The 25,128-nt window shown below is 68.4% G+C and carries 19 protein-coding genes; 12 read left to right on the forward strand and 7 right to left on the reverse strand.

Annotated features, from left to right (window positions below):
- The 5 genes from AC2YHT_RS23470 to AC2YHT_RS23490 form a co-directional block, all read right to left on the reverse strand.
- Positions 1-121, reverse strand: a 121-nt coding sequence (locus AC2YHT_RS23470; protein WP_487292293.1) for a hypothetical protein, incomplete at its 3' end; no start/stop codon positions are given.
- Between the two features lie 51 nt (positions 122-172).
- Entirely contained in the window at positions 173-1,120 is a 948-nt protein-coding gene (locus AC2YHT_RS23475; protein ID WP_487292254.1) for a LysR substrate-binding domain-containing protein, read from the reverse strand.
- Positions 1,120-1,998: a DUF1932 domain-containing protein gene (locus tag AC2YHT_RS23480; RefSeq protein WP_487292255.1), complete on the reverse strand. Its 879-nt coding sequence runs from the start codon at positions 1,996-1,998 to the stop codon at positions 1,120-1,122. The genes AC2YHT_RS23475 and AC2YHT_RS23480 overlap by 1 nt, the downstream gene beginning before the upstream one ends.
- A complete protein-coding gene (locus tag AC2YHT_RS23485) occupies positions 1,995-3,080 on the reverse strand; it encodes a 4-oxalomesaconate tautomerase (protein WP_487292256.1) in 1,086 nt (361 codons plus the stop codon). The genes AC2YHT_RS23480 and AC2YHT_RS23485 overlap by 4 nt, the downstream gene beginning before the upstream one ends.
- Before the next feature lie 4 nt (positions 3,081-3,084).
- Positions 3,085-3,780 carry a 4-carboxy-4-hydroxy-2-oxoadipate aldolase/oxaloacetate decarboxylase gene (locus tag AC2YHT_RS23490; RefSeq protein WP_487292257.1) on the reverse strand — a complete coding sequence of 232 codons (696 nt, stop codon included), beginning with the start codon at positions 3,778-3,780 and terminating at the stop codon, positions 3,085-3,087.
- 248 nt (positions 3,781-4,028) lie between these two features.
- Here AC2YHT_RS23490 and AC2YHT_RS23495 point away from each other — a divergent pair, with 248 nt between their 5' ends.
- The 6 genes from AC2YHT_RS23495 (at position 4,029) to AC2YHT_RS23520 (ending at position 14,381) form a co-directional block, all read left to right on the forward strand.
- Positions 4,029-5,810 carry a tannase/feruloyl esterase family alpha/beta hydrolase gene (locus AC2YHT_RS23495; protein ID WP_487292258.1) on the forward strand — a complete coding sequence of 594 codons (1,782 nt, stop codon included), beginning with the start codon at positions 4,029-4,031 and terminating at the stop codon, positions 5,808-5,810.
- A gap of 11 nt (positions 5,811-5,821) precedes the next feature.
- Positions 5,822-7,075 (forward strand): gallate dioxygenase, encoded by a 1,254-nt coding sequence (locus tag AC2YHT_RS23500; protein ID WP_487292259.1) that lies wholly within the window; start codon positions 5,822-5,824, stop codon positions 7,073-7,075.
- Positions 7,076-7,319: 244 nt separating this feature from the next.
- Positions 7,320-9,593 carry a TonB-dependent receptor gene (locus AC2YHT_RS23505; RefSeq protein ID WP_487292260.1) on the forward strand — a complete coding sequence of 758 codons (2,274 nt, stop codon included), beginning with the start codon at positions 7,320-7,322 and terminating at the stop codon, positions 9,591-9,593.
- A gap of 533 nt (positions 9,594-10,126) precedes the next feature.
- Entirely contained in the window at positions 10,127-12,262 is a 2,136-nt protein-coding gene (locus AC2YHT_RS23510; RefSeq protein WP_487292261.1) for a type I secretion system permease/ATPase, read from the forward strand.
- The gene (locus AC2YHT_RS23515; RefSeq protein WP_487292262.1) at positions 12,259-13,656 is read left to right on the forward strand and encodes an HlyD family type I secretion periplasmic adaptor subunit; all 1,398 of its coding nucleotides are present in this window, start codon (positions 12,259-12,261) and stop codon (positions 13,654-13,656) included. Before AC2YHT_RS23510 ends, AC2YHT_RS23515 begins: the two co-directional genes overlap by 4 nt.
- Positions 13,657-13,697: 41 nt before the next feature.
- Positions 13,698-14,381 carry a hypothetical protein gene (locus AC2YHT_RS23520; protein ID WP_487292263.1) on the forward strand — a complete coding sequence of 228 codons (684 nt, stop codon included), beginning with the start codon at positions 13,698-13,700 and terminating at the stop codon, positions 14,379-14,381.
- 76 nt (positions 14,382-14,457) lie between these two features.
- Here AC2YHT_RS23520 and AC2YHT_RS23525 read toward each other — a convergent pair whose 3' ends face one another.
- Positions 14,458-15,171, reverse strand: a complete 714-nt coding sequence (locus AC2YHT_RS23525) for a hypothetical protein (protein ID WP_487292264.1) — start codon at positions 15,169-15,171, stop codon at positions 14,458-14,460.
- 117 nt (positions 15,172-15,288) lie between these two features.
- On the opposite strand from AC2YHT_RS23525, the gene AC2YHT_RS23530 reads away from it, so the two are divergent.
- The 6 genes from AC2YHT_RS23530 to AC2YHT_RS23555 all read left to right on the forward strand — a co-directional run bounded on the left by AC2YHT_RS23530 (position 15,289) and on the right by AC2YHT_RS23555 (position 24,335).
- Positions 15,289-20,496 carry a calcium-binding protein gene (locus tag AC2YHT_RS23530; protein ID WP_487292265.1) on the forward strand — a complete coding sequence of 1,736 codons (5,208 nt, stop codon included), beginning with the start codon at positions 15,289-15,291 and terminating at the stop codon, positions 20,494-20,496.
- Between the two features lie 78 nt (positions 20,497-20,574).
- Positions 20,575-21,021 (forward strand): toxin-activating lysine-acyltransferase, encoded by a 447-nt coding sequence (locus AC2YHT_RS23535; protein ID WP_487288833.1) that lies wholly within the window; start codon positions 20,575-20,577, stop codon positions 21,019-21,021.
- A gap of 12 nt (positions 21,022-21,033) precedes the next feature.
- The gene (locus tag AC2YHT_RS23540) at positions 21,034-21,627 is read left to right on the forward strand and encodes a hypothetical protein (protein WP_487292266.1); all 594 of its coding nucleotides are present in this window, start codon (positions 21,034-21,036) and stop codon (positions 21,625-21,627) included.
- A complete protein-coding gene (locus AC2YHT_RS23545; RefSeq protein ID WP_487292267.1) occupies positions 21,624-23,171 on the forward strand; it encodes a TolC family outer membrane protein in 1,548 nt (515 codons plus the stop codon). Before AC2YHT_RS23540 ends, AC2YHT_RS23545 begins: the two co-directional genes overlap by 4 nt.
- A gap of 67 nt (positions 23,172-23,238) precedes the next feature.
- The gene (locus AC2YHT_RS23550) at positions 23,239-23,658 is read left to right on the forward strand and encodes a hypothetical protein (protein ID WP_487292268.1); all 420 of its coding nucleotides are present in this window, start codon (positions 23,239-23,241) and stop codon (positions 23,656-23,658) included.
- Entirely contained in the window at positions 23,655-24,335 is a 681-nt protein-coding gene (locus AC2YHT_RS23555; RefSeq protein ID WP_487292269.1) for an HTTM domain-containing protein, read from the forward strand. Before AC2YHT_RS23550 ends, AC2YHT_RS23555 begins: the two co-directional genes overlap by 4 nt.
- A 6-nt stretch (positions 24,336-24,341) precedes the next feature.
- On the opposite strand, the gene AC2YHT_RS23560 is transcribed toward AC2YHT_RS23555, so the two are convergent.
- Complete coding sequence (locus tag AC2YHT_RS23560; RefSeq protein WP_487292270.1) at positions 24,342-24,914, reverse strand: helix-turn-helix transcriptional regulator; 573 nt, start codon at positions 24,912-24,914, stop codon at positions 24,342-24,344.
- Positions 24,915-25,128 lie beyond the last annotated feature (214 nt).

Genomic DNA, 25,128 nt, shown 5'->3' on the forward strand with positions numbered 1-25,128 from the left:
GCAGCCCGATCGTCTGCCGGTCCACATAGTTGATGACCATCGCCGCGAACAGCAGGCTGACGATCACCCAGCGATAGCGACCGATCTTCTCGGATGGCGCGGGAGCCGTTGGTCGTTGCATTCTCGTTGTTTCCTCGCCCCTGCCTGGTTCTTTTCTCGTTGGCGCGTCCGGCTAGCCGGGCGGTCCGGCCAGCCGGCTCTCGATCTCGCCGACATAGGCCCGGGCGGCGTCGACGAAGGCCTGGGTGTTGCGCAGCAGGGCCGTGTCGCCGCGCCGGATCAGCCCGGCCGGGCGCGGACGTCCGGTGGCCGGCAGCGGCAGCAGGCGCAGCGCCCCGCGCAGCAGGTCGCCGGCCAGCATCATGTGCGGGATCACCGCCACCCCGTCGGTGGCGTAGAGGATCTCGCGGATCATCGCGACCGAGCTGGAGCGCAGCGGCTGGTGCGGCGCGACGCCCATTTCGGAGAGCAGCACGTCGATTTCCTGGCCCACCCGCTGCGAGACCGTCGGCAGCACCAGCGAATAGTCGGCCAGCACCGCCGCCGTCGCATCCCGGCGATCGAAGATCGGGTGATCGGCCCGGGCCACCACCGAGATCGGCTCGGAATAGAACGGGGTGCGCACCAGGCCGTCGGGCTCGGCCAGGGTGTAGAGGCGGCCAATGACCAGATCGAGCTCCCGCCGCGACAGCTGCGAGATCAGCTCCTCGGTGCGGCCCTGGATGACCCGCACCTCGATGTCGGGCCGGGCGATCTTCAGGCGAGCCAGGGTTCCGGGCAGCACGCCGGCCGCCGCCACCGGCAGGGCGCCGACCACCACCGGGCCGCCGTCGCCGCCTTCCAGGGCGTCGAGCTCGTCCTCCAGCCGGCCGATCTCGGCCAGCAGCCGGCGCGCGGCGGCCGCCACCGTCAGGCCGAAGGGCGTCGGATCGACGCCGCGCGCATGGCGATCGAACAGCCGCGCGCCGACGATCTCCTCGATCTCCTGCAGGCTCTTGGTCAGGGCCGGCTGGCTGAGGCCCAGCGTCCGCGCCGCCTGCAGGATGCTGTCATGCGTGGCGATCGCGTCGATCACGCGCAGGTGCCGGAACTTCAGGCGCTGTTGCAGGTAGCGTCGCACTAGGTTTCCCGTTGGCTGGCGAGGGACTTTGTCCGCCGCTCGATCGCGTCGAGCAAGTCCCCAAGCTCGGCCGCCTGGTCGGCGGGCGCGGCGAGACCGAGCGATCCCTGGCGGGCGTGGACCTCGACCGTGGCGCGGGCCATGGGCGAGGGCAGGCCGGCCGCCTCCAGCATCACCGCCGCCTCGGTCATCTCTTCGCTGCGGCGCTGGCCGTGCACCAGGGGGCGGGTGAGGAGATAACGCGCCAGGGCCGGCCAGTCCGGATGGGGGATGGTGTTGCTCAGCGAGGCCAGCACCTGCGCCTCGACGCCGTAGTGGCGGGCGCTGGCCAGGCTCTCGGTGACGATCGCCTCCAGTCCCTTGACGAAGACGCTGCGCGACAGCTTCACGGCCGACGGTCCCCCGACGGCGTCGCCGAACACCTCGGCGGCGAAACCCAGGCGCTCGAGCAGAGGCGCCAGCGCCGCCGCGTGCGGTCCGCCGAGCAGGATGGGGGTCCTGATCCGCCTGGGCGCGATCGGGGCCATGACGGCGGCCTCGACATAGCGGTCGATCAGCGCCGCCTGCGCCTGGCGGGTCTGGGGCGCGACGGAATTGAGATCGAGGAAGAAGGCCTCGCCCAGATGCGGCGCGGCGGCCTGGGCGACGTTGACCGCCTCGCCGGCGGTGACGGCGCTGATGACGAGGTCGCGGTCCGCGCAGGCCGAGGCGATGTCGCCCGCCGTGCGTACGCCGATCGCCGCCTTGGATGGTCCCGACGTCGGATCGGCAAGCAGGCGGTCGTGAACGACGATGTCCATAAATCCCGCCGCCGCGAGGTCGGCGTGCAGGGTCTGGCCGACTTCGCCGAAGCCGATCAGGGCGAGGCGCGGGCTCAACGGCGGCCGTCCCAGACGCTGGCCGGCACGAAGACCTGGCCGGTCATCAGCAGGCGGGCGGTGCGCAGCAGGGCGGCCGAGACCACCTCGCCCCCGTCCGACAGGGTCAGCAGGGCGGTGAACTCGCCGGTGGGGTGCTCGACGCTGACGGCGACCTCGCCCGCCAGGTCCGGCAGGCTGGCGACCGAGGCGGCGACCGAGCCCTTCAGGCAGGCGGCCGTGGCGACGCTGACCGCGCCGAACACGCCGATGGCCTTGTGCACCGTGTGCGGGATGAAGCTGCGGGTCGACAGCGCGCCGCCCGCCGTCGGGGGCGAGACCAGGGTGATCTTCGGCACGGTGGCGTCGGTGACGTCGCCGAGATTCATGCGCCGTCCGGCCTCCAGGCGGATCGCTTCGACCTTGGCGCGCAGCACGGCGTAGGCTTCCAGTTCGGCCGGGGGCTCGTTCCCCGTCACACCCAGGTCGGCGGCGCGGACCACCACCACCGGCATGCCGTTGTCGATCAGGGTGACCTCGACGCCCTCGATAACGTCGACGACGTTTCCCGTCGGCAGCAGGGCCCCGCAGGAGGATCCCGCGACGTCGGCGAAGGCGATCGGGATCGGCGCGGCCGAGCCGGGCGCGCCGTCGATCCGGCAGCCGCCCTCGTAGTTCACTTGTCCGCCGGGGGTCTCGATACGGGCGGTCGCCAAGCCCTGCGTGTTACGCATGAAGATGCGCACCGGCGTCTGGCCGTCCTGGGCCGGGACCAGGCCCTGCTCGATGGCGTAGGGGCCGATCCCGGCGAGGATATTGCCGCAGTTCTGGCGGTCGCTGACCTTGGCCTCGGCGACCGAGACTTGCAGGAACAGATAGTCGACATCGGTGTCCGGTCGCTGCGAGGCCGAGACGATCGCGACCTTGCTGGTCAGGCTGTCGGCGCCGCCCATGCCGTCGATCTGGCGCGCGTCGGGCGAGCCCATGGCCGCCAGCAGCACCTTGTCACGCAGGGCCTCGTCGGTCGGCAGGTCCTCGGCGCGGAAATAGAGACCCTTGGAGGTGCCGCCGCGCAGGACGGCGCAGGGAATGGCCGTCTGCATGGGCTCAGGCGTCCCCGTTCTCGGTATGCTCGACATAGACGAGGCCGGCGGCGGCGAGCCTTTCGCGCATCTTGTAGAGATCCAGGCCCAGCACACCGGACGCCAGCTGGGCGCGCTTGTCGATCTCGGCGGCCTCGCGCTTGGCCGAGGCGGCCAGCACCGCGTCGGCGTCCTTACGGGCCACTACGACCACGCCGTCGTCGTCGGCCACGATCACATCGCCCGGCCGGATCAGGGCGCCGCCGCAGACCACCGGCACGTTGACGTCGCCCAGCACCGCCTTGACCGTGCCCTGGGCCGAGATGGCGCTGGACCAGACGGGAAAGCCCATCTCCTTCAGCACGGCCACGTCGCGCACCCCGGCGTCGATGACCAGGGCGCGCACGCCGCGCGCGATCAGCGAGGTGGCCAGCAGGTCGCCGAAATAGCCCGCGTCGCTGAACGAGGTCGGGGCGACGACAAGAATGTCGCCCGGCCGGCACTGCTCGATGGCTACGTGCAGCATCCAGTTGTCGCAGGGCGGCGAGGACACCGTCACCGCCGTGCCCGCGACGTGCGCGCCCGGCCAGATCGGCCGCAGCTTGGGCGACAGCAGGCCGATGCGCCCCTGGGCCTCGTGGATGGTGGCGACGCCGAAGGCCGCCAGGCCCTCGACCGCTTCCTTCGACGCCCGCGGCGGGTTGGTGACGACCTTGTTCAAGGCAAGCGCTCCGAAGCCGAAAATCTCTGGGGCGCCGGAGCGAGAAGCGCCGGGCCGAGGCTTGGCTAGCACCCGGTCCCGGGGGAGCGGCTATGCAATTTGGGCGGCGGCTATAACCAAAATCGCCGGTCACGGCCGAAGCCTCCACGGCGCGGGCAAGAACGTTATAGCCCCTGGAATTTTGTTATAGCGCGGTGGGCCGCAAGGCTTGCTACCGGCGTCGAGGAGATGACCCGAAGAGACCGGAGATGTTGGTGATTTCGTTGCGTTCCTTCGGCATGTCGGCGGTTCTGGCCGGCCTCCTGGCTCTGTTCGGCGCGTCCGGCGCCGTCGCGCGTCCGGCGCCGGCCCTGGCCAACCTCGCCGCCGTAAAGCCGGTGATCGACTGCGCCGGCCTGGCCTCGGCCGATGTCAGCGATGCGGTGGGCGCCAAGACCACCATCACCTCCGCCAAGCTTTCCGGTTCGGGCGACAAGGCGTTCTGCGCCGTGCAGGGCGTCATCGCTCCGAAGATCCGCTTCGAACTGCGTCTGCCGACGGCGGGCTGGACCCAGCGCTACCTCCAGGTCGGCTGCGGCGGCCTGTGCGGCGTGCTGAGCATCCGCACCGAGCACGCCGACGGCTGCACTCCGGTCAAGGACGGCGCCATCGCCCTGGCCTCGACCGACATGGGCCATGAGGGCAAGGGCGGCATGGCCGCCATGGGCGACGGCGCGTTCGGCGCCGATCCGCAGGCCCGCATCGACTTCGCCTATCGCGGCGTGCACCTGACCTCGGTCGCCTCCAAGGCCCTGATCGCGAAATTCTACGGCCAGGCGCCGCGCTACAGCTACTTCTCGGGCTGCTCTGACGGCGGCCGCGAGGCGCTGATGGAGGCCCAGCGCTTCCCCGGCGACTTCGACGGCGTCGCCGCCGGCGCGCCGGCCATGGTCTTCACCGTCCAGAACAGCTTCTACCACGCCTGGCAGGCCCGCTCGAACATGGACGCGGCCGGCAAAGCGATCCTGATCGCCTCGCGCCTGCCGATCCTGCACGCCGCCGCCCTGGCCTCGTGCGACGCCGTGGACGGCCTCAAGGACGGCCAGATCGACGATCCCCGCGCCTGCCGCTTCGACCCGGCCGTGGCCCAGTGCAAGCCGGGGCAGGCGACCGACGCCTGCCTGACCGCCGCCGAGGTCGAGACCGCCCGCAAGCTCTATGACGGCCCGCGCGACGTGACAGGCAAGCCCTTCACCCTGGGCCAGCCGCAGGTCGGCTCGGAACTGTCCTGGGCCGGCGTCTTCGTGCCCCGCTCGGCCGACCAGGTCCCGGGCAGCTGGGGCATGGCCGAGCAGCCGGTGAAGTACGTGTTGTCGGAGATCAATCCGCCGGCCGACTACAGCCTGGCCGACTTCAAGTTCACGCCCGAGCAGTTTGCCGGCCTGAGCTGGGCCCACGGCCTCTACGACGCCACCGACACCGACCTGTCGGCCTTCGCGGCCAAGGGCGGCAAGCTGATCCTGTGGCACGGCTGGTCGGACCCGCACATCTCGCCGCTGAACACTATCGCCTATCGCAACGGCGTCGTGGCGGAGCTCGGCCAGGCCAAGGCCGACGCCATGATGCGGCTGTTCCTGTTCCCCGGCCTCTATCACTGCTTCGGCGGCGACGGCCTCTCGCAGTTCGACATCGTCAGCCCGCTGATGGCCTGGGTCGAGGCCGGCGCCGCGCCGAACGCGGTCGAGGCCGCCAAGGTCGACATGCCGGCCATGACGGGTCCGCCGCCGGCTGGCGCGGACGTTCGCCAGGCGCTGATGCCCGACGCCTCGGCCCTGAAGCCCAGTCGCGTGCGGCCGGTCTACGCCTATCCGCAGGTCGCGGCCTATACGGGCTCGGGTTCGATCGACGCGCCGGAGAACTTCGCGCCCAAGACCCCGAGCGCCGAGCCCGCCGTCCGCGACGCCTACGCCGCCCGGTTCATCGCACCGCGCTTCCACCAGGACTGCCGCGTCGAGGCCGGCGCCCTGGTCTGCGCGCCGTCCAAGCCCTGAGGAGAGCACCCATGGCCAAGCTCATCGGCGCGATCGGCGTCTCCCACACCCCCACCATCGGCTACGCGCGCGACCGCAAGCTGGCGCAGGATCCGGTCTGGGCACCGATCTTCGAGGCCTTCGAGCCGCTGAAGGACTGGCTGGCCGAGCAGAAGCCCGACGCCCTGGTGATGATCTACAACGACCACGTCACCTCGTTCTCGTTCGACCACTACTCGGCCTTCGCCCTGGGCGTGGGCGACCAGTACGCCGTGGCCGATGAGGGCGGTGGGCCGCGCGACCTGCCGGCGGTGCCGGGCCATGCGGAGTTCGCTCGCTACCTGGCCCGCGCCGTCATGGCCCAGGACTTCGACCTGTCGCTGTTCCAGCACAAGCCGCTGGACCACGGCTGCCTCTCGCCGCTGTGCCTGCTGACGCCGCCGGAAGAGACCTGGCCGATCCCGATCGTGCCGCTGCAATGCGGCGTGCTGCAGTTCCCCGCACCCTCGGCCCGCCGTTGCCTCGACCTCGGCAAGGCCCTTCGCAAGGCGATCGACGCCTGGCCGGAAGACAAGCGGGTGGTGATCGTCGCCACCGGCGGCCTGTCGCACCAGGTGCACGGCGAGCGGGCGGGATTCAACAACACCGCCTGGGACGAGGCCTTCCTCGACATGCTGCAGAACGATCCAGATCGGCTGGCCGGCATGACGCATGCCGAATACGCCAAGCTGGGGGGCTTCGAGAGCGCCGAGGTGATCATGTGGCTGATCATGCGCGGGACGATGTCGGACAAGGTCGCCTGCCACCACCGCACCTATTACCTGCCGTCGATGACCGCCATCGCCACCGTCCGCTACGAGGACCAGGGCGAGGACACCGCCGCGCCCGAGCGCGATCGCGTGCACCGCGAGACGAGCCGGCAGCTGGAAGGCGTCGAGGACCTCGAAGGCACCTATCCCTTCACCCTGGAGGTCAGCGCCAAGGCCTATCGCGCCAACCGTTTCCTGCAGAACCTCGTCGATCCCGCCGCCCGCAAGCGGTTCCTGGCCGATCCCGAGGCCGAGTTCGAAGCGGCGGGCCTCAGCGACGAGGAGCGCGACCTGATCCGCCGCCGCGACTGGGGCGGCATGATCCGCTACGGCTTCATCTTCTTCGTGCTGGAGAAGCTGGGGGCGGTGCTGGGCGTGCCCAACCCGCAGATCTACGCGTCCATGAAGGGACTTACGCTCGAAGCCTTCCTGGCCACCCGCAACGCCCAGATCACCTATTCCGTCTCGCGTAACTGACGAGCCGCTTTCCTTCCGAAACCTTCGAGCCCGGCGCGTTCTCGCGCCGGGCTTTTCCTTGTCCTGGCGGGGGTTCTATCGATCCGGGCGATGGCTCCGGGCTTGGTTATAGGTTCCCGCGTTTATCTATAACCGCCGCATCCCCGGAACGCTGTTAGCTGACCTTGGCCGAAATCTCGGTCCGTCCTTGAGAAGTCTCCCACGAGGAGGCCGAAGGCGAAGGTCTCTAGGGAGGAGGGGTGCGATGCGTAGGAAGACTATGCTCCTGGCCGCGACGGCGGCGTTCACGGGAGCCATCGGGGCGGGGCAGGGGGCTCTTGCCCAGACGGCGACGCCGCCGGCCGATCAGGGCGGCTTCGTCATCGAGGAGGTGGTCGTCACCGCCCGCCGCGTCACCGAAAACCTCCAGGACACGCCGGTCTCGGTGTCGGCCTTCACCGGCGACATGCTGGAGCGCCGCCAGATCAACAGCACGGCCGATCTCGACGACGCCACGCCCAGCCTGCAGTTCGCCCCCGTCTCGCCGCTGACCGGCAATTCGTCGGCGGCCCAGATCTTCATCCGGGGCGTCGGCCAGACCGACGCCACCGCCGGGGTCGATCCTGGCGTCGGCCTCTATATCGACGACGTCTATATGGGTTCGGCGGTCGGCGGGGTCATGGACTTCCGCGACATCGCCGGGGTGCAGGTGCTGCGCGGCCCGCAGGGCACGCTGTTCGGCCGCAACACCATCGGCGGCGCCATCCTGCTGACCACGGCCGCGCCGGGCGAGGACTTCGGCGGCAGCTTCAAGGCCGGCTTCGGGACCGACAATCTGCGCGAAGGGATCCTGGCGCTGAACGTGCCGATCTCCGACACCGTCAAGACCCGCTTCACCTACGGCACGCGCGTGCAGGACGGCTACGTCACCCGCCTCTACGACGGCAAGAAGTTGGGCGACGTCAACACCTTCACCATAACCGGCAAGGTCCGCTGGACGCCGACCGAAAAGTTCACCGCCGAACTGCGCGGCGACTACACCAAGTCCGACGAGAACGGCGCGCCGCTGGTGTTCGCCGCCATCAACGAGACCTCGGCCTTCCCGCGGGCGGTCAGCTACGCCGCCGGCTGCCCGGGCATGGCCTCGGTCGGAACGACCGTGCCCATGGTCAAGGACGCCCGCTGCGCCAACGATTTCTACAACGCCGGCAAGTACGCCAACAACGGCACGCATCCGGTCAACAGCGACCTGGAGAATCTCGGCGCCTCGCTGCTGCTGGAATACAAGCTGGCCGACGCCCTGACCCTGAAGTCGATCACCGCCTATCGCACCCTGGAATGGGCCGGCAGCCGCGACGCCGACAACACCCCGTTCCCGATCCTGGCGACCGACTACTCAAGCAAGGGCTTCCAGGCCAGCCAGGAGTTCCAGGCCCTCTATTCGGGCTCGCGCCTGACCGGCGTGGCCGGCCTGTTCCTGTTCCGCCAGGCGGTGGACGACATCCTGACCGTCACCCTGTCGCCGCCGACCGCCCCGACCGGCACCCGCGACAGCAACAACAACGAGGTCCGCAACAAGAACTGGGCGGCCTTCACACAGTGGACCTTCAAGGCGACGGACGCCCTGAGCGTCACCGCCGGCCTGCGCTACACCGACGAGACCAAGGGCTCGCGGCCCTACCAGTTCAACTACTCGACCCCGACCGTGCTCTACGTGCCCTACAAGCTCTATGAGCGGAAGTTCTCGGCGACCACGGGCTCGTTCCAGGCGCAGTACCGCTGGAACTCGGCGCTGATGACCTATGCCAGCTGGTCGCAGGGCTTCAAGGGCGGCGGCTTCAACAGCCGTTTCAACGGCGTCGTCGCCTCGGGCCAGCCGCCGTCGTTCGAGCCGGAAACGGCCGAGACCACCGAAATCGGCGCCAAGCTCGATCTCGGCGGCAAGCTGCGGATCAACGCCGACATCTTCTCGACCGCCTACGAGGACCTGCAGTTCACCTACCGCGTCGGCACCGCGCCCTACCTGTTCAACGCCGGCAAGGCGACGATCAAGGGCCTGGAGGTCGAGTACACCTACGTGCCGACCAACAAGCTCGTGATCGAGGGGGGCTTCAGCTATCTCGACGACAGCATCGACGAGGTCTCCACCATCGTCGGCGCGACCACGGCCGTCACCACCAACAGCCAGCTGCCCTATACGCCCAAGTGGCAGGGCAACGTCTCGGTGGCCTACACCGTCGACCTGTCGGGCGACCTGACCCTGATCCCGCGCGGCGAGATCGTCTACACCGACAGCCAGTTCTTCGACGCGGGCAACACCAAGGAAATCGCCCAGCTCGACGCCATCACCAAGCTGAATGTCGGCGTGGTGCTGGAGAACAAGGTCGCCGACTGGAAGGCGCAGCTGTCGGTCAACAACCTGACCAAGGAGATCTACCCGGTGGCGGGCAACTCCTCGCTCAGCACCAGCTCCGGCTATGCCGAGGTGGCCTACAACCGCGGCCGCGAAGTGGCCCTGTCGTTCACCAAGCGCTTCTAAGGTGGAAAAGCCGGTCAGCCCGTCGCGGGCTGACCGGCTTCTGCCGACTGTTCCTCCGGTTGCGACCCGATCGGCGGGTGGCGCCGATATGGCGGCTGGTCGACTCTAGCTATGGGGGAGTAGCCCTGGAAACGGGTTGTTCGCCTGGTGACCAATCAGTCCTAAAACGCCTCGAGGATCTGCGGCCGGGCTCCTCTCCGGCCGAAAATTGCGGGACACCCCCGCGGCTTCCTGAACTTGCGGTCGCCGCCTTCCGCTCGCCGACGGCCATGGTCAACCGCCTTTGAAACTTGGCGTTGCGGGGTTTTATGGTGCTGTCCCGTTCGCGATCGCCGCCCCTCCATCGACCTTGGTTGTTGTGCGCGGGAAGGGCTTTTCGCGGATGCGAACTCTATGCTTCCACCCTGAAACGAAGGGGGGTTGAGTACGTCGTGAGCTGACACACAATTTTCGCGTTTGCGATGCTGTTTCGCAATTGCAAAGTTTAGCGTGACAAGCGTAATCTGCCCGCGTCGGTTGTGGTGGGGCGTAGGGTGACCAGTTCGCGTGCGGAGGGGGACGAAGGCCTTGAGTGCCTTGTTCTCATCCTGGGGTTTCATCAGATCGGCGCTGATCCTCAGCAGCTCCGCCACGCTCTGGGCAAGGGCGCGCCAGCGGATACTGGCGACCTAGTCCGCCTCGCCCGCCGCATGGGCGCCAAGGCCAAGATGACCCGCCTGCCGTTGCGACGGCTGGAAGATGCGCCCCTGCCGGCGATCGCCAAGGGCCGCGCCGGCGACTTCTTCATCGTGGCGCGCGCGGTCGCGGGCGAGGTGCTGGTGCAGTGGCCCGGCCAGCCGCCCAAGACGCTGTCGATGGACGACCTGTTCGCGGTCTGGGACGGCGAGGCGGTGCTCGTCACCTCGCGCTCGGAGGTCCCCGGCGGCGGCAAGTTCGACGTCACCTGGTTCATTCCGGCGCTGGTCAAGTATCGTGGCCTGTTGGGCGAGGTGCTGGCCGCGTCCCTGACCCTGCAGCTCTTCGCCCTGGCCACGCCGCTGATCTTCCAGGTGGTGATCGACAAGGTGCTGGTGCACCGCGGCCTGACCACGCTGGACGTGCTGGCCATCGGCCTGGGCTCGGTGATCCTGCTGGAGACCCTGCTGGGCGGCCTGCGCGCGGCGCTGTTCACCCACACCACCAGCCGGGTCGACGTCGAGCTCGGCGCGCGGCTCTATCGCCACCTGCTGGCCCTGCCGATGGCCTATTTCGAGAGCCGGCGGGTGGGCGACACCATCGCTCGGGTTCGCGAACTGGAGACCATCCGCGAGTTCCTGACCTCGTCGTCGGTCACCCTGGTCATCGACCTGCTGTTCACGATCATCTTCCTCGTGGTGATGTGGTTCTACTCGCCGTGGCTGATGCTGATCGTGCTGATCGCCATCGCCCTCTACGCCCTGACGGCGGGCCTGATCACCGGCCCGCTGCGCCGGCGGATCGAGGAGCGCTTCCAGCGCGGCGCCGAAAGCCAGGCCTTCCTGGTCGAGAGCGTCGCCGGCATGCAGACCCTCAAGGCCGCCGCCGTCGAGCCGCAGATGCAGACCCGCTGGGAGCGCCTGCTGGCCGGCTACGTCGCCGCCGGCTTCAAGGCCGCGCGGCTGAACATCTGGGGCGGCCAGGCGATCCAGCTGATCAACAAGGCCTCGACCGTCCTGATCCTCTATATCGGCGCGCGCCTGGCCCTGACCGGTCAGATGACCGTCGGCGAACTGGTGGCCTTCAACATGCTGGCCGGCCGTGTCGCCGAGCCGGTGCTGCGGCTGGCTGGTCTGTGGCAGCAGTTCCAGGAAGCCCGCGTGGGCATCGCGCGCCTGGGCGACGTGCTCAACAGCCCGACCGAGGCCCAGTTCTCGCCGTCGCGGGCGGCTTTGCCGCGCATCGAGGGGCGCATCGCCTTCGACGACGTCACCTTCCGCTACAAGCCGGGCGGCCGCGAGGCTATCCGTCGCGTCAGCCTGGCGGTCGAGCCGGGCGAGGTGATCGGCGTGGTCGGGCCCTCGGGCTCGGGCAAGTCCACCCTGACCAAGCTGGTCCAGCGCCTCTACGTGCCCGAGAGCGGCCGGGTGCTGGTCGACGGCGTCGACTTGGCCCAAGTCGATCCGGCCTGGCTGCGCCGGCAGGTCGGCGTGGTGCTGCAGGAGAACCTGCTGTTCAACCGCTCGGTGCGCGAGAACATCGCCCTGGCCGACCCGTCGCTGTCGATGGAGGCGGTGATGGCGGCCGCCAGCATGGCCGGCGCTCACGACTTCATCCTGGAACTGCCCGAAGGCTACGACACAGTGCTGGAGGAGCGCGGCTCCAACCTCTCGGGCGGTCAGCGCCAGCGCGTCGCCATCGCCCGGGCGCTGATCACCAATCCCCGCATCCTGATCCTCGACGAGGCCACCAGCGCGCTGGACGCCGAGAGCGAGGCCATCCTGCAGGCCAATATGCGCCAGATCGTCCGTGGCCGGACGGTGATCGTCATCGCCCACCGGCTCAGCGCCATCCGCATGGCCAGCCGCATCGTCACCATGGAGAACGGCCAGGTCACCGAGACCGGCACCCATGACACGCTGATGGCCGCCGGCGGCCGCTACGCCCAGCTCTGGCGCGCTCAGATGCATGGCCATCACGGAGTGGAGGCATGAGTCTCGCCGCCCACGTCCGTGTCTTCACCCAGGCCTGGGGCGAGGAAAGCCGCCGCCGTCGCGCCGGCGCCGCCCGCCAGCGGGTAGAGACCGCTTTCCTGCCGGCGGCGCTGGAGATCGTCGAAAGCCCGCCGTCGCCGATCGGCCGCGCCATCAGCTGGACCATCGTCGCCGCCGCCTTCGGGGCGTTGGCCTGGTCGTGCTGGGCCAAGGTCGACATGGTCGCCGTCGCCGAAGGCCGCCTGGTGCCCACGGGGCGCCTGCGCAGCGTCGAGCCCTCCGACCCCGGCGTGGTCCGCGCCATCGCCGTGCGTGAGGGCGAGCGGGTGCGGCCGGGCCAGCTGCTGATCGCTCTCGACCCCACCGTGGCCGACGCCGACGCCGAAAGCGCGGTGACCGAGCTTTCCACCGCCGGCCTGACCCTGGCCCGCGCCAACGCCTTGCTGGGCTACGCCGCCGGTCGCGGCGGGGCCGTGATCGCGCCGCCCGACTCCGAGCCGACCGCCGTCGAGGCCGAGCGCCAGCTGGTGGCCGCCCGCATCCAGGCCTACGAGGCCAAGCGGGCCTCCCTGGGCGAGCGCCGCATCGGCGCCGAGGCCAGCGCCCGCCAGGCCGAGTCCGAGATCGTCAAGCTGCAGCGCACCCTGCCGATCCTGCAGCGCCAGCTCGACGACCAGAAGGGCCTGGAGGCCAAGGGCTACGGCGCCCGCCAGAAGCTTCTCCAGCAGGAGCAGGCCATGGTCGCCGCCGAGCAGGATCTGATCTCCCAGCGCGGCCGCCTCGACGAGGCCCGCGCCCAGGTCGCCTCGCTGGCCCGCGACGCCGCCGAGCTGCGCGAGCAGTTCGTCGGCCAGGCCGCCCAGGAGCGCGCCGAGGCCGAAGGCCTTGCGGCCACCCGCGCCGACTCCCTGCGCAAGGCCGAGCAGAAGCGCCAGCTCCAGACCCTGACCGCCCCCGTCGGCGGCGTCATCCAGGCGGTGTCGGTGACCACGCTGGGCGAGGTGGCCGAGACCGGCAAGGCCCTGGTCACCATCGTTCCCGACGGCGAGGCCCTGGTGGTCGAGGCCCTGGTCCTCAACAAGGACGCCGGCTTCGTGCGCACCGGCGACCACGCCATCGTCAAGCTCGAGGCCTATCCCTTCACCCGCTATGGCACGCTGAAGGGCGAGGTCGTGCAGATCTCCCCCGACGCCATCGTCGACGAGAAGCGCGGCCTGGTCTTTCCGGTGCGCGTGAAGCTCGCGACCACCCAGCTCAGCGTGGAGGGCCGCCGGGCCCTGCTGTCGGCCGGCATGAGCGCCTCGGTCGAGATCGTCACCGGCAAGCGCCGGGTGATCGACTTCATCTGGTCACCGGTCGCCAAGACCGTCAGCGAAGCGGGGAGGGAGCGGTGAGGAATGTCCCGAAGCGTTGGTTTGCCGGCGCTAGATCGATCTTGGCGACGGCGCTGATGTGCAGCGCCGGCTTGGTTGCGTGTTCGTCCGGCGCGGTCGGTCAACCTGTTCCGACGGCGACCAAGTCGGGAGCATGTGCTCCGGAAGCGCTCGAAGCGAGTTTGATCTATACTCCGAGCCAGCCAGCATCGCCGCCCCTCGCCGATCGAATTGTCCAGTACACGCGACGTGATGGAACGGTGGGGCGTGAAATGCAGGTTCCACCTGTGCCCTTGAGCAACGGCGTTTGTCGCTACCAGCTTCCTGAAGTCGCGCGGCAGTGCACTGCGGAGCAGATCAATAGCGCGATGAAGAATCGCGACATTTTGTCGGGCGCCAGCGCTGACCATACGGTCGATCTTGATTGCTCGACTGTATTGAAAGGCGGCGATGACGTCGTGGCGCGTTATGTGCGGACCTGGGCCAAGCTGGGGGCGGCCAATGACATTTGTCGAGGGTACGACGTCTACGATGCCGAGCTGAAAGCGTTGGAGCTCGCGGCTGAAGGCGGCGCGTCTTCTATTCGTGAGATTTCGTTCGTGCGCGGCTACTTGGCCGAAATGTGTATCAGTGATGGCGCTGCGATCTCGCATTACGCGCGGGCGCTTCGCGCAGGTTATCCGCAAGCCGAACTCAGAATGAATGTGATTTTTGCTTCGCGTAGGGGCAGGTGGCCAAATGAGTAACTATCAATTTGTCTCGAGTTCGCAAACTTGGGGCGGCGGGGCGACGTATCAGTACTCGACGGCGGGGCTTCCTAACCTATACGTGGTGTCCGGTAGTAAGGAGATCGCTGACCTTTTCGTCGCGCAAATCAACGCCGACTACACCAAGGTCCAGTCTTTGCGGGATATATTGGGGCAACACGCCGCCATGACCTCCGGTATCCAGATCTTGCTTGTTCAAGGCAGCGGTACGATTTCCGGGGAATTCGGCTTTGGCGCGGCCGACATGAACGGTCTCTCGGGTGTCGCGAACTGGTTTCACACAAGCAAGGACGCCGACGGCGATCCGATTTACGCGGCCAACTCGACGCTGCCCTACGGCGTTAGTCTGACGTTGAACCTGGATAACGCCACCACAGGCGGTACGCCGTCTGCGGCGTCCATTCAGTTCCAGAAGCTGGTGCAAGTTACGGTGCACGAACTTTGGCACCCGTTTGCAGGCGATCACCTGTGGGAGAAGGCGGCCAATCCTGTTGACCGGTTCGCCTTGTCGGTGAACGACATTACCGGCGATACCTCCTATGCCCGGGATTTCGAAACCTTCGCTCAGCAGGGGCGGATAGGCTTTGCGCTCGATACCGTAACGGTGGGCAATACCGCGTGGGTCGGTCAGATCGTCCTGGCTGGAACCCCGGCCGCCCAGAACAAGTCCGTCGGAACGATCGTCGGGGCTGGGACTGACGACGAGATCATGGTGGTCGACCAGGCCACCTTCTCCAAGGTGTTGGGCAACATAATCTTCAAGCAGCATGTGAAGAATAGAGCTGCCGCAATTGAAGCTCAGAAGAGAGGAGACGGAAAGGCGGTCGAGGAGCTGACCTCACCTAAGCGGCCCTACTATCTTCTCGAAGGCGCGCCGGGCGGCGGGGTGACCAAGGTGTCGCTCAGCGCCAAGGGCGCGGCCCAAATGGGATCGATCATCGGATCGACGCTGGGCGGCTATCTGGCCGGCGGTGACAAGCTCAAGGGCGTCGCCTTTTCCTCGATCCTCGGTGCGATCGGCGCGCAGATCGGCGCGGCCATCGCCACGGGCGCCAGCCTGGAATCCGTGATGTCGAGCGCGAACATGACCGCGTTCGGCGCCGACGCTTGGAATCGGTTGCAGTCGGCCGCCGTCGGTTCGGTCAGTTCGTTGCTGACGATGGAGCTGGGCCAGGCCCTTGGTCTGCAAGGGTTCGGCGCGGAGCTGTTCAACACCGCCGGATCCAGCTTCACCAACAAGGCCCTAACCAACATCATCGAAAAGGGTCCGTCGAAGATTTTCGACGGCCTCAATTCGAAGGAGCTGTTCAAGTCCGGCGGCGCCGGAACCTTGATGGCCAACGCCATCGGGTCGTTCATCGGCGCCAAGCTTGGCGCCATGGTCGTCCAGCCCCAGACCCAAGCGGCCGTCGCCCTGTCGTCGATCGGCTCGGCGGTCGGCGCCTGGGCGATGACGACGACGACCCTGACGGTGACCTCGGCTGGCGCCACCTCGACGGCCGGCGCCTTCATCATCGGGCAGCTTGGTCTTGGCAATTCGTGGCTGGCGCTCAATGTCGTGGCGCCTGGCATAGGCGCCTTCGTCGGGTTCGTGCTGGGGGCGCTGATCGGCAACCTGTTCGGCAGGAAGAAGCCCAAGATCCCCAGCGCCAACGCCGAGACGGTGCTGCAGGTACCCTATGCGAAATACGAACTGGGAACCGTGACGGTCGTCAACAATGGCAATCGCTCGCTGGTCACGTCTATGGCGACAGCGGCCCGAGATACGCTGAACGGCCTGATCAACACGATCGCCTATACCAACACGACGGCCTATGTCAGCAACCTGAACGGCGTCGGCACGACCCAGATCTACGGCCATACCTCCAGCCAGATCTGGGTGAAGATCAACGGCGTCCAGACGAACTTCGCCTCGGCCGACGCGGCGGTAGAATACGGAACGCTGACGGCGATCCGCAACACCAAGATCGTCGGCGGCGACATCTTCGCCAAGCGCGTGATCGTCAGGTCGCCGGCGACGGATTTGACCTCGTTGCTCGGCGATTTGCAGGTGGTCAACGACTACCGGTTCTACGCCAACAACCGAGGCGTGGTGAACGCGTTGATCGGTGGCGCCTTCGCCAGTCTGACGCAGTGGGAGAAGGATTTCTATGATCACCCGCCGCACAAGGCGCTGATCGATAAGGCGCGCGCTCAGGGTCTTGCCGCTTTGACCAGCGACGAGAGAAGCTTCTACGACGCCTACAAGCCCAGCATCGATAAGATCATTGCCGCGCTTGAGAACCAGACCCAGGCCTCGCCCTGGATCATCACCCTCCAGCGCGCTCTGGAACTGGGCCTCGACAAGTTCACGACCTCCGACTTCTACGGCGGCCTGCGCGGGTTCCTCGACAGCTTCGACCTGCACGGTCAGGGCGTGGCCTATGAAAACGCCAATTTCCAATGGAACGGCGGCGGTGACTTCATCGTCTCCGTGGCCGGCGGGACCGCGGGTCTGTTCACCATCCTGCCAACGGCGTCCGCCGACGGGCGCACGGTGACGATCAACGGCCTCGACAAGATCGGCTACACCTGGGTCAACGCCGATGCGGCGACCTCCGGCAACGACTACATGGAATACCGCTGGAACGGCGGCGGGGTCGTCCTCGACGACAATCACGCCGTCTATGTCGAGGACGGCTACTACCGCTGGGACGGCTGGGATTCCTACGAGTGGATCGACACCTCCTACTGGACCTCGGGTGACGGCGGCGACGACATCTTCATCGGCAGCCAGTACGGCGACCAGCTTTACGGCCGCAGCGGCTGGGACTGGCTCGATGGCCAGGCCGGCAACGACTACATCGACGGCGGCGATGGCAACGACACCCTGATCGGGCGTGACGGCGAGGACACGCTGATCGGCGGGGCCGGCGACGACTATCTGTCGGGCGGCGGCGGGACCGATAGTATGGACGGCGGCGTCGGCAACGACATCCTGGCTGACGGCGCGGGCTCGGAAGTCCTGCAGGGCGGCGAGGGGGACGACGTCTTCCTGATCGCCGAGGACGCTACCTTCAACTGGTTCTGGGGCGGCTACGGCGACCCCAACAGCGATCCCTACGGCCAGGACACGATCAGCGCCGAGCGCCTTACCTTCGGCGTGGCCTTCGATCTGGATTACAGACCGCCGGAATGGAACGGCAATCCCGACGCCACCGCCGGCAATCCGATCACGCGAGCGGCGATCGTCACCAATGCGGTCACCGGCGCCTGGGTGACCAGTGAAGGCCTGCTGAGCATCGAGAACGCCACCGGCTCGGACTATGCCGACCGGCTCTACGGCACGACGGGCGACAATGTCCTCAAGGGGCTGGACGGCGCCGACCAGTTGTGGGGCCGCGACGGCAACGACACCATCGAGGGCGGCGTCGGCGCCGACACCATGGACGGCGGCGGCGGCTATGACTGGCTGAGCTATGCCAGGTCTTCGACCGGCGTCTATGTTGATCTTTCCACTGGCAAAGCCATAGGCGGCGATGCGGACGGCGATGTGTTCAGCGGCTTCGAGGCCGTGCGCGGTTCGAGGGCGGCTGACCAGCTCAAGGGCTATGATGGCGGAGACAACTGGCTGGAAGGCGGCGCGGGCGACGACTGGCTGGTGGCGACCACCGGCAACGACGTCTTCGTCGGCGGCGAGGGCAGGGACTTCGTCGATTATTCGGTGGGAACCAGCGGCGTCACGCTGAACCTGGGCGCGGCCAATGGCGCGGCCACGGGCTACGGGTCGGCGGGTCTGGCGGCCGGCCACGCCTATATCGGCGTCGAGGGCGTGGTCGGCTCGGCCTACGGCGACAACCTGTCGGCGGGCGATGGGGACCACACCTTCATCGGCGGGGCTGGCAACGACGTGCTTCAGGGCGGGGCCGGAGCCGACACCTATGTGATCAACCGCGGCGACGGCGCCGACACGGTCTACGAGGACAACACCGGTTGGAACGTGATCTCGTTCGGCTCGAACGTGAAGTTCTCCGACATCTGGGGCGGCACGGCGGGTGGCTCGAGCGGCTGGCTGGACCTTGGCATTCGGGGCGACGCCCAGGTGCGGGTGGTGTCCAACTTCGGGGCCTACCCGACGGCGGGCAACAACAAGGTCAAGTCGATCGACATGGGCGGGGCTTCGCAGCTGGATATCGGCGCCATCACCTTCGGCGTGGCCAGCAACGACGCTTCCACCACCCTGGTGGGCAGCCGCGACACGGCCGACCTGATCCTGGCGATGAACGGCGACGACATCGTCTGGGGGGCGGCCAGCAACCACGTCGAGAGCAACGGCAACGTCGTGGTCGGCGGGCTGGGCAACGACCAGATCCACACCTCCAACGGCGATGATCAGTTCGGCTACGACCGCGGCGAGGGGCTGGACATCATCTGGGACACCGGCGGCGAGGACACCCTGGCCCTGGGGGCCTCGGTGGCGGCCGAGGACGTGATCTACCAGGTGGTCGGCAACGACCTCTACATCGGCGCGCGCAACCTTTCCAACACGGCGCTGACGGCCAGCCAGGTCGCCGACCGGGTGCAGATCGTCGGCGGCGGGGTCAAGTACGTGACCATGGACGGCTACTCCAACACCGTCCTCTACGAGAGCTTCAACACGGTCGAATACGTGCTGGCCGGCGGGACCTCGATCGACCTGCGCAAGCTCGACATCGCCTGGACCCAGAGCATCACCTACAACTACGACTACGCCTATCCGATCGCCCTGGACCTGGACGGCGACGGGCTGGACCTGTCGACGGTGGAAAGCTCCAGCGTGGTGGTCAAGACGGCCGGCGGCGGGATCTCGCAGATCGGCTGGGTGGGTCCCACCGACGGCTTCCTGGCGGTCGACCGCAACGGCGACGGGGCGATCAACCAGCTGTCGGAACTGTCGTTCGTGCAGGACAAGCCGGGCGCGACCAGCGACCTGGAAGGCCTGCGCACCTGGGACACCAACGGCGACGGTCTGCTCGACAAGAACGACAAGGACTTCTCCAAGATCCTGCTGTTCGTCGACGCCAACCAGAACGGCCGCTCGACGGCCAAGGAGCTGCGCACGCTGGAACAGGCCGGGATCGCGGCCATCAACCTGGGCGGCCTGGCCACCGGCCAGACCCGCGACCAGACCACCGAAAGCTTCGTGCAGAACACGATCAGCTTCATCTGGGCCGACGGCCGCACGGGCGAGGGCTATGACGTGGCCTTGGCGCGGCGGGTGCTGGGCTCGAACGGCCTCGACGGCGGCGCCTACCAGGCCGAGTGGGGCGCGGCCGACGAGGACGGCGAGCTTGGCCAGCTGACCAATGACGCCAAGACGGCCGCCCAGGCCGCCCGGATCAAGGTCAAGAAGGCGCTGCTCGACCAGCTCGGGGCCAGCTATGGCGAGGTCAAGGCCGCCGCCCAGCTGGACTTCAGCGACCACGACCGCGTCGATGCCACGATCGCGGCGCGGTGGACGAAGATGAGCGCCTCGGAAAAGGCCAGCTGGCTGACCGGCCAGCAGCCGGAGGGCAAGGTGCGGCTGATCTCCACCCAGCAGGCGCTGGCCAACGACCTCAACGCCGCGGCCAAGGCGCGTCAGGACGTGGTCGACCAGGGCTACGCCCAGGCGGCCCGGTCGGTGAGCGTCACGGGTCTGGGCCAACCCGGCGGGCGGGGGGCTTCGGCCGCTGACGCTTCGGGCCTGGGCGTGAGCTTCGGCTCGCAGGGCCTTGGCCTGTCGCTGGCCGGCGGCGAGCCGCTGGACGCCGGCTCGGCCTATGGCGGTTCCAGCCAGTCCGCCAGCGCCTGGTGGCGTCAGGAGGCTGGTTCGGACCTGCTGGGCGGCGGCTCGCTGGCCGCGCGGCTGGCGGCGATGGACGCAGGGCCCGGCCAAGGCTCGGGTCTGGCCGCCTCCGGCGCGCTGGATGCGTCGCTGGTCCAGAACCAGGCGCTGCTGCGCCAAGCCATGGCCGGCTTCGGCGGCCAGGCCGGCGGCGGGGCGGCGGTCTGGAGCCGCGATGGGGCTTCGCGCGAAACGCCGCTGGCGGCCTCGGCCGGCCTCAAGGCGACCCAGTCGCTGCTGACGGCCTAGGACCCAGCTGCTACCACCCTGAGTACAAGCGCCGGCTCTCCATCGCGGAGAGCCGGCCGACCCAACGGAGTTTCGATCATGGCCGACGGCGCTGCTTCCGCGACCGCTCCCCAGAAGACGGTGTCCCAGGTTCTGGGCGAGATCACCTGGCTCTTGACCCAGTCGCCGGTGCACAAGCAGCTGTTCATCGGCGACCTGGAATGGTTCGCCATGCCGGCCGTGCTGCTCGAGCAGTTCCGCATCTGGAATGGTCCCAACAGCCCCGCCGCCGTGGCCTTCTGGGCCTTCGTCTCCGAGGAGACCGAAGAGCGCCTGGTGGCCGGCGCCAAGAAGCTGCGGGCCGACGAGTGGCAGGCCGGCGATCGTCCCTGGCTGATCGAGCTCGTCGCGCCCTTCGGCGGCCAGGACGAGATCCTCGCCGACCTCGCCGCCAACGTCTTCCCCGGCAAGACCTTCAAGTTCCACACCGTCGACCCCGACGGCCAGCGCGTGGTCGTCTCCTATCCCCCGCAAGCCCAAGCCTGAGTTCGTGTCGTCGTGCTGATCGCTTCCTTCGTCGCGGCGAGCGCCCTGGGCCTTTCCTGGCCCAGCCTGCCGCATTCCATCCCGTTCCCGACCGAAGGGATGCATCGGCGCGCCGGCTACAAGGTCAAGACCAAGGCCTACCACCTCAAGGGCTGGGAGATGCGCATCGAGCGCGACGGCTTCACGGGTCTGACCCGCTGTCGCCTCTATGCGCCCTCGACCGTTCTTCAGGGGCGCATCACCTATGCCCGCGACGTGCTCGGCTTCCATCTGGGCGATGACGTCGACGTGGGCGAGGCCTGGTACAGCATCGACGACAAGCCGCCGGTCGCCTGGCGCGACGACTTCCCGACCCTGGCCGCTCGGCGCGAGCCGCTGTCGACCGACAACCTGTTCAACCCGACCGGCGGCGTCGTGCTGATCCCGCACGACAAGCTGGACGGCGCGCGCACCGTGACCATCCGCGCCGGTCGCGACCAGACGCCCAAGCGCTTTCGCCTGAAAGGGTTCGAGCGGGCCCTGGCGGCGGCGCGGGCCAATGGTTGCGGCGCGGCGGGCGGCGAAGCGGGGAGCGACGCGTTCCAGCGCGACGCCCTGACGCCGTGAGGCGGACCAGCCTCGCCGCGCTCGCTCTTTGCCTGACCGCGACCACGCCCGCCGCCGGCCGGGCCGAAGACCTCGCCGACGCCCTGGCGCGGGCCTACCAGAGCAATCCCTCCCTGCAGAGCCAGCGCTATGAACTGCGCGCGCTCGACGAGGTCTATGTCCGCGCCCATGCGGGCGTGCGACCGTCGGCCGAGTTGCGACTGACCGGCGACTATGCCGACAACCGGTTCGGCGACGCGGCCCAGGCCCTGCGCCTGGTGGCCGATCCCACGGTCGGCCGCCGCCTGGAGACCAACCAGGGCGAGGCCACGGTGATCCTGGAGCAGCAGCTCTACAGTGGCGGCCAGGCCAGCGGCGCGATCGACGCGGCCGCCCTGCGCATCCGCGGCGGCCGCGCGGCCCTGCGGATCGCCGAGAGCGATCTGCTGCTGCAAGTGATCGCCGCCTACGCCGACGTCCGCCGCGACCGCCAGAGCCTCGAGGTTCGGCGCAACAACCTGGCGGCCCTGGAGCGGCAGCTGGACATCACCAAGGCCCGCCAGGAGGCGGGCGAGGTGACCCGAACCGACGTCGCCCAGGCCCAGGCCCAGCGCGAGGCCGCCCTGGCCCAGATCATGGCCGCCCAGGTGCAGCTGGAGGCCAGCCGGGCCAACTACGCCGCCCTGGTCGGCGAGAACCCCGGCGAGCTCGATCCCGAGACCCCGCTGCCGCTGCTGCCGGGCACGCTGGACGAGGCTTTCGACCGCGCCGAGCGCGACAATCCCGATCTCGAGCAGGTCCGCCTGACCGAACGCGAAAGCCGTTTGCAGGCCCAATTGGCCAAGACCGCCGCCCGGCCGACCGTGACCGCGCGGACCGCCTATGGCACGTCCGGCGAGTTCGCTCCGTTCTATAGTCAGGACCAGGACAGCGCCTGGACCGCCACCATCGCGGTCAGCAAGCCGCTGTTCGCCGGCGGGGCCTACCAGGCCTCGTACCGTGAGGCGCTGAACCGCAACGGCGCCGACCTGCTGCGGGTCGAGGCCGCGCGCCGGCAGGTGATCCAGAACGTGCTGTCGGCCTGGAACCAGGCCGCGGCCGGTCGGGCCAACATCAAGGTCCAGCTCGCCCAGGTGCGGGCCGCCGAGATCGCCTTCGACGGCATGAGCGAGGAGTTCAGGGTCGGCCAGCGCTCGACGCTCGACGTGCTGGTGGCCGAGCAGACCCTGCGCGAGGCGCAACTGGCCCTGCTGGGGTCGCGCCGCGACGCCTTTGTCGCCGAGGCGGCTCTGCTGCGTCAGCTGGGACTGCTGGAGATGGGCGTGCTGACCACCGGCGTGCGGCTCTACGATCCGTCGGCCCACCTGCGCGAGGTGCGGGGCAAGGGCGCCGTGCCGTGGGAGGGCTTGCTGGTGGCGCTGGATCGCGCGGGACGCGGCGGGCTCGATCCGCTGCCTTTGACCCGGGCGGGCGGCGGACAGGCCGACTTCGCGCCGGCCGCGCCGCCGGTCGAGCGCCCGCTGGCGGTCACGACGCCCACCGAGCCGCGAGCGACCCGGCGCTAGCCGGGCGCTCGACACGACGGCGCGGGGCGCGTAACTCGGGCCTTCCATCCATCGTCCTGCTGGAGCCATGCTGCAGTCGCTGAAGCTCCTCCTGCCGGCCCTGATCCCGTCGTGGAACTTCTTCGACGTGATCGCGCCGTCGCCGCGGATCGAGTACGCGCTGCTGGCCTCGCCCGACGCAGCTCCCGAATGGCGGGAGTTTCGGCCTCGTCCCCAGCGTGTCTCGGCGACCGCCATGCTGTCGCGCCTGTTCTGGAACCCACGCCGCAACGAGGACCTGTTCCTGGTCAGCTGCGCCGAGCGCCTGGTCGATCAGCCCACCGCCCACAGTGAGGATGAAATCTACCGCCGGATCGCCGCCGATTTCGGTCCGGAGACGGGCGGCTGGCTGTGCTTTCGGCTGCTGTTCCTGGCCTGGGAGGACGGGGCGGTCGTCGGCGAGGTGCTGTTCACCGCCGCGCCGCGCCGGTGGAAGGACGCGGCATGACCCTGGAGGCCGCCGCCCGCCTGAGCCAGGTCCTGCTGGCCCTGGCCCTGATCCAGCAGAGCTTGGAGCACCTGTCCGTCTCGCGCCCGGACCGCCCGCTGTTCGCCGCGCGCATCGTGCTGTGCCTGCTGGTCGTGGCGGGGCTGGCTTCGCCCTGGCCGCTGGTCGGCCTGGCGCTGGTGTCGCTGATGGTGCTGCGGCGCTTCCAGGGGCCCTACAACGGCGGCAGCGATCGCATGGGCCTGCTGGCCCTGTGGTGCCTGACGCTGACGGCGCTCATGCCCGCGCCGCGCCTGAAGGAGCTGTTCTTCGGCTATCTCGGCGCGCAGCTGATGCTGTCCTACGTCGTGTCGGGCTGGGTGAAGATCATCAACCCCGACTGGCGCTCGGGCGTGGCGCTGCGGCAGGTGTTTCAGTTCTCGGCCTATCCGGTCGCTGAGAGCCTGCGCGGCTGGGCGGCGCGGCCGCGCCTGCTGCTGGTCATGTCGTGGGCGGTGATGGCCTTCGAGCTGGCCTTTCCGCTGACCCTGCTGTCGCGGCCGGCGCTGATCGCGGGCCTGGTCGTGGCGGCGGCCTTCCACCTGGCCAACGCCTGCCTGTTCGGCCTCAACCGCTTCTTCTGGACCTGGCTGGCGGCTTACCCCGCCATTCTCTGGCTCCAGGATCGATTATTTTAGGCGCCGTCAGGCGAAGATCTTGATCACCGAGGCGAGGATCTCTTCCTTCGAGCGCACGCCCATCTTGCCGTGAATGTGTTTGATGTGGGTGCGGACGGTCAGGATCGAGACGCCCTTCTGGTCGGCGATCTTTTCGGCGCTGTTGCCGGCGATGATCTCGGCCAGGATCCGGGCCTCCATCGTGCTCAGCCCGAACATCGCCTCCAGGCGGGGGATGTGGGCCGGGGCGTCGAAATCCTTGAGCACAATGACCAGGGCGCGGTCGTCGCCGTCCCGCACCACGCGCATGCGCATCAGGTAGCGTTCGTCCTGGTCGCAGTCGATGATCTGGCAGACCTCCTGGCCGGCCAGGGCCTCGGCCATGCGCTCGACCAGGAACTGGTGGGCCCGGCGGTCGACGCCGCCGACCTTGCCGCCGCGATCGACCAGCGGGCTCGCGCCCGACAGCATCACGGCCGCGGCGCGAGAGCGCCACAGCACGGTCCCGTGGGAGTCGATGACGATGCGGGCGATCTCGTCTTCATCCAGGCAAAAGCGTATCGCGCTGATGTCGATGAGCGAAGCGTGGGAACCATCCATCGGCCTATTCCCTCCCTTGCGGCGCGGCTACTTAGGGCGCGCCATTTTTATGCCTTACTTAAATCGAGTTACGGCCGAGTTATCCACAACCTAGGATAAATGGGGGCGCTTTCGCGTCAGTTTGACGCATTAGTCGCTGATAATGATTATCATCCAAATTCAGATCATCGATCTGCATTACTAAGATCAATTTAGTTTTCCAATATTCTCCTCA

It is taken from the genome of Caulobacter sp. SRI_008, from assembly GCF_057586355.1.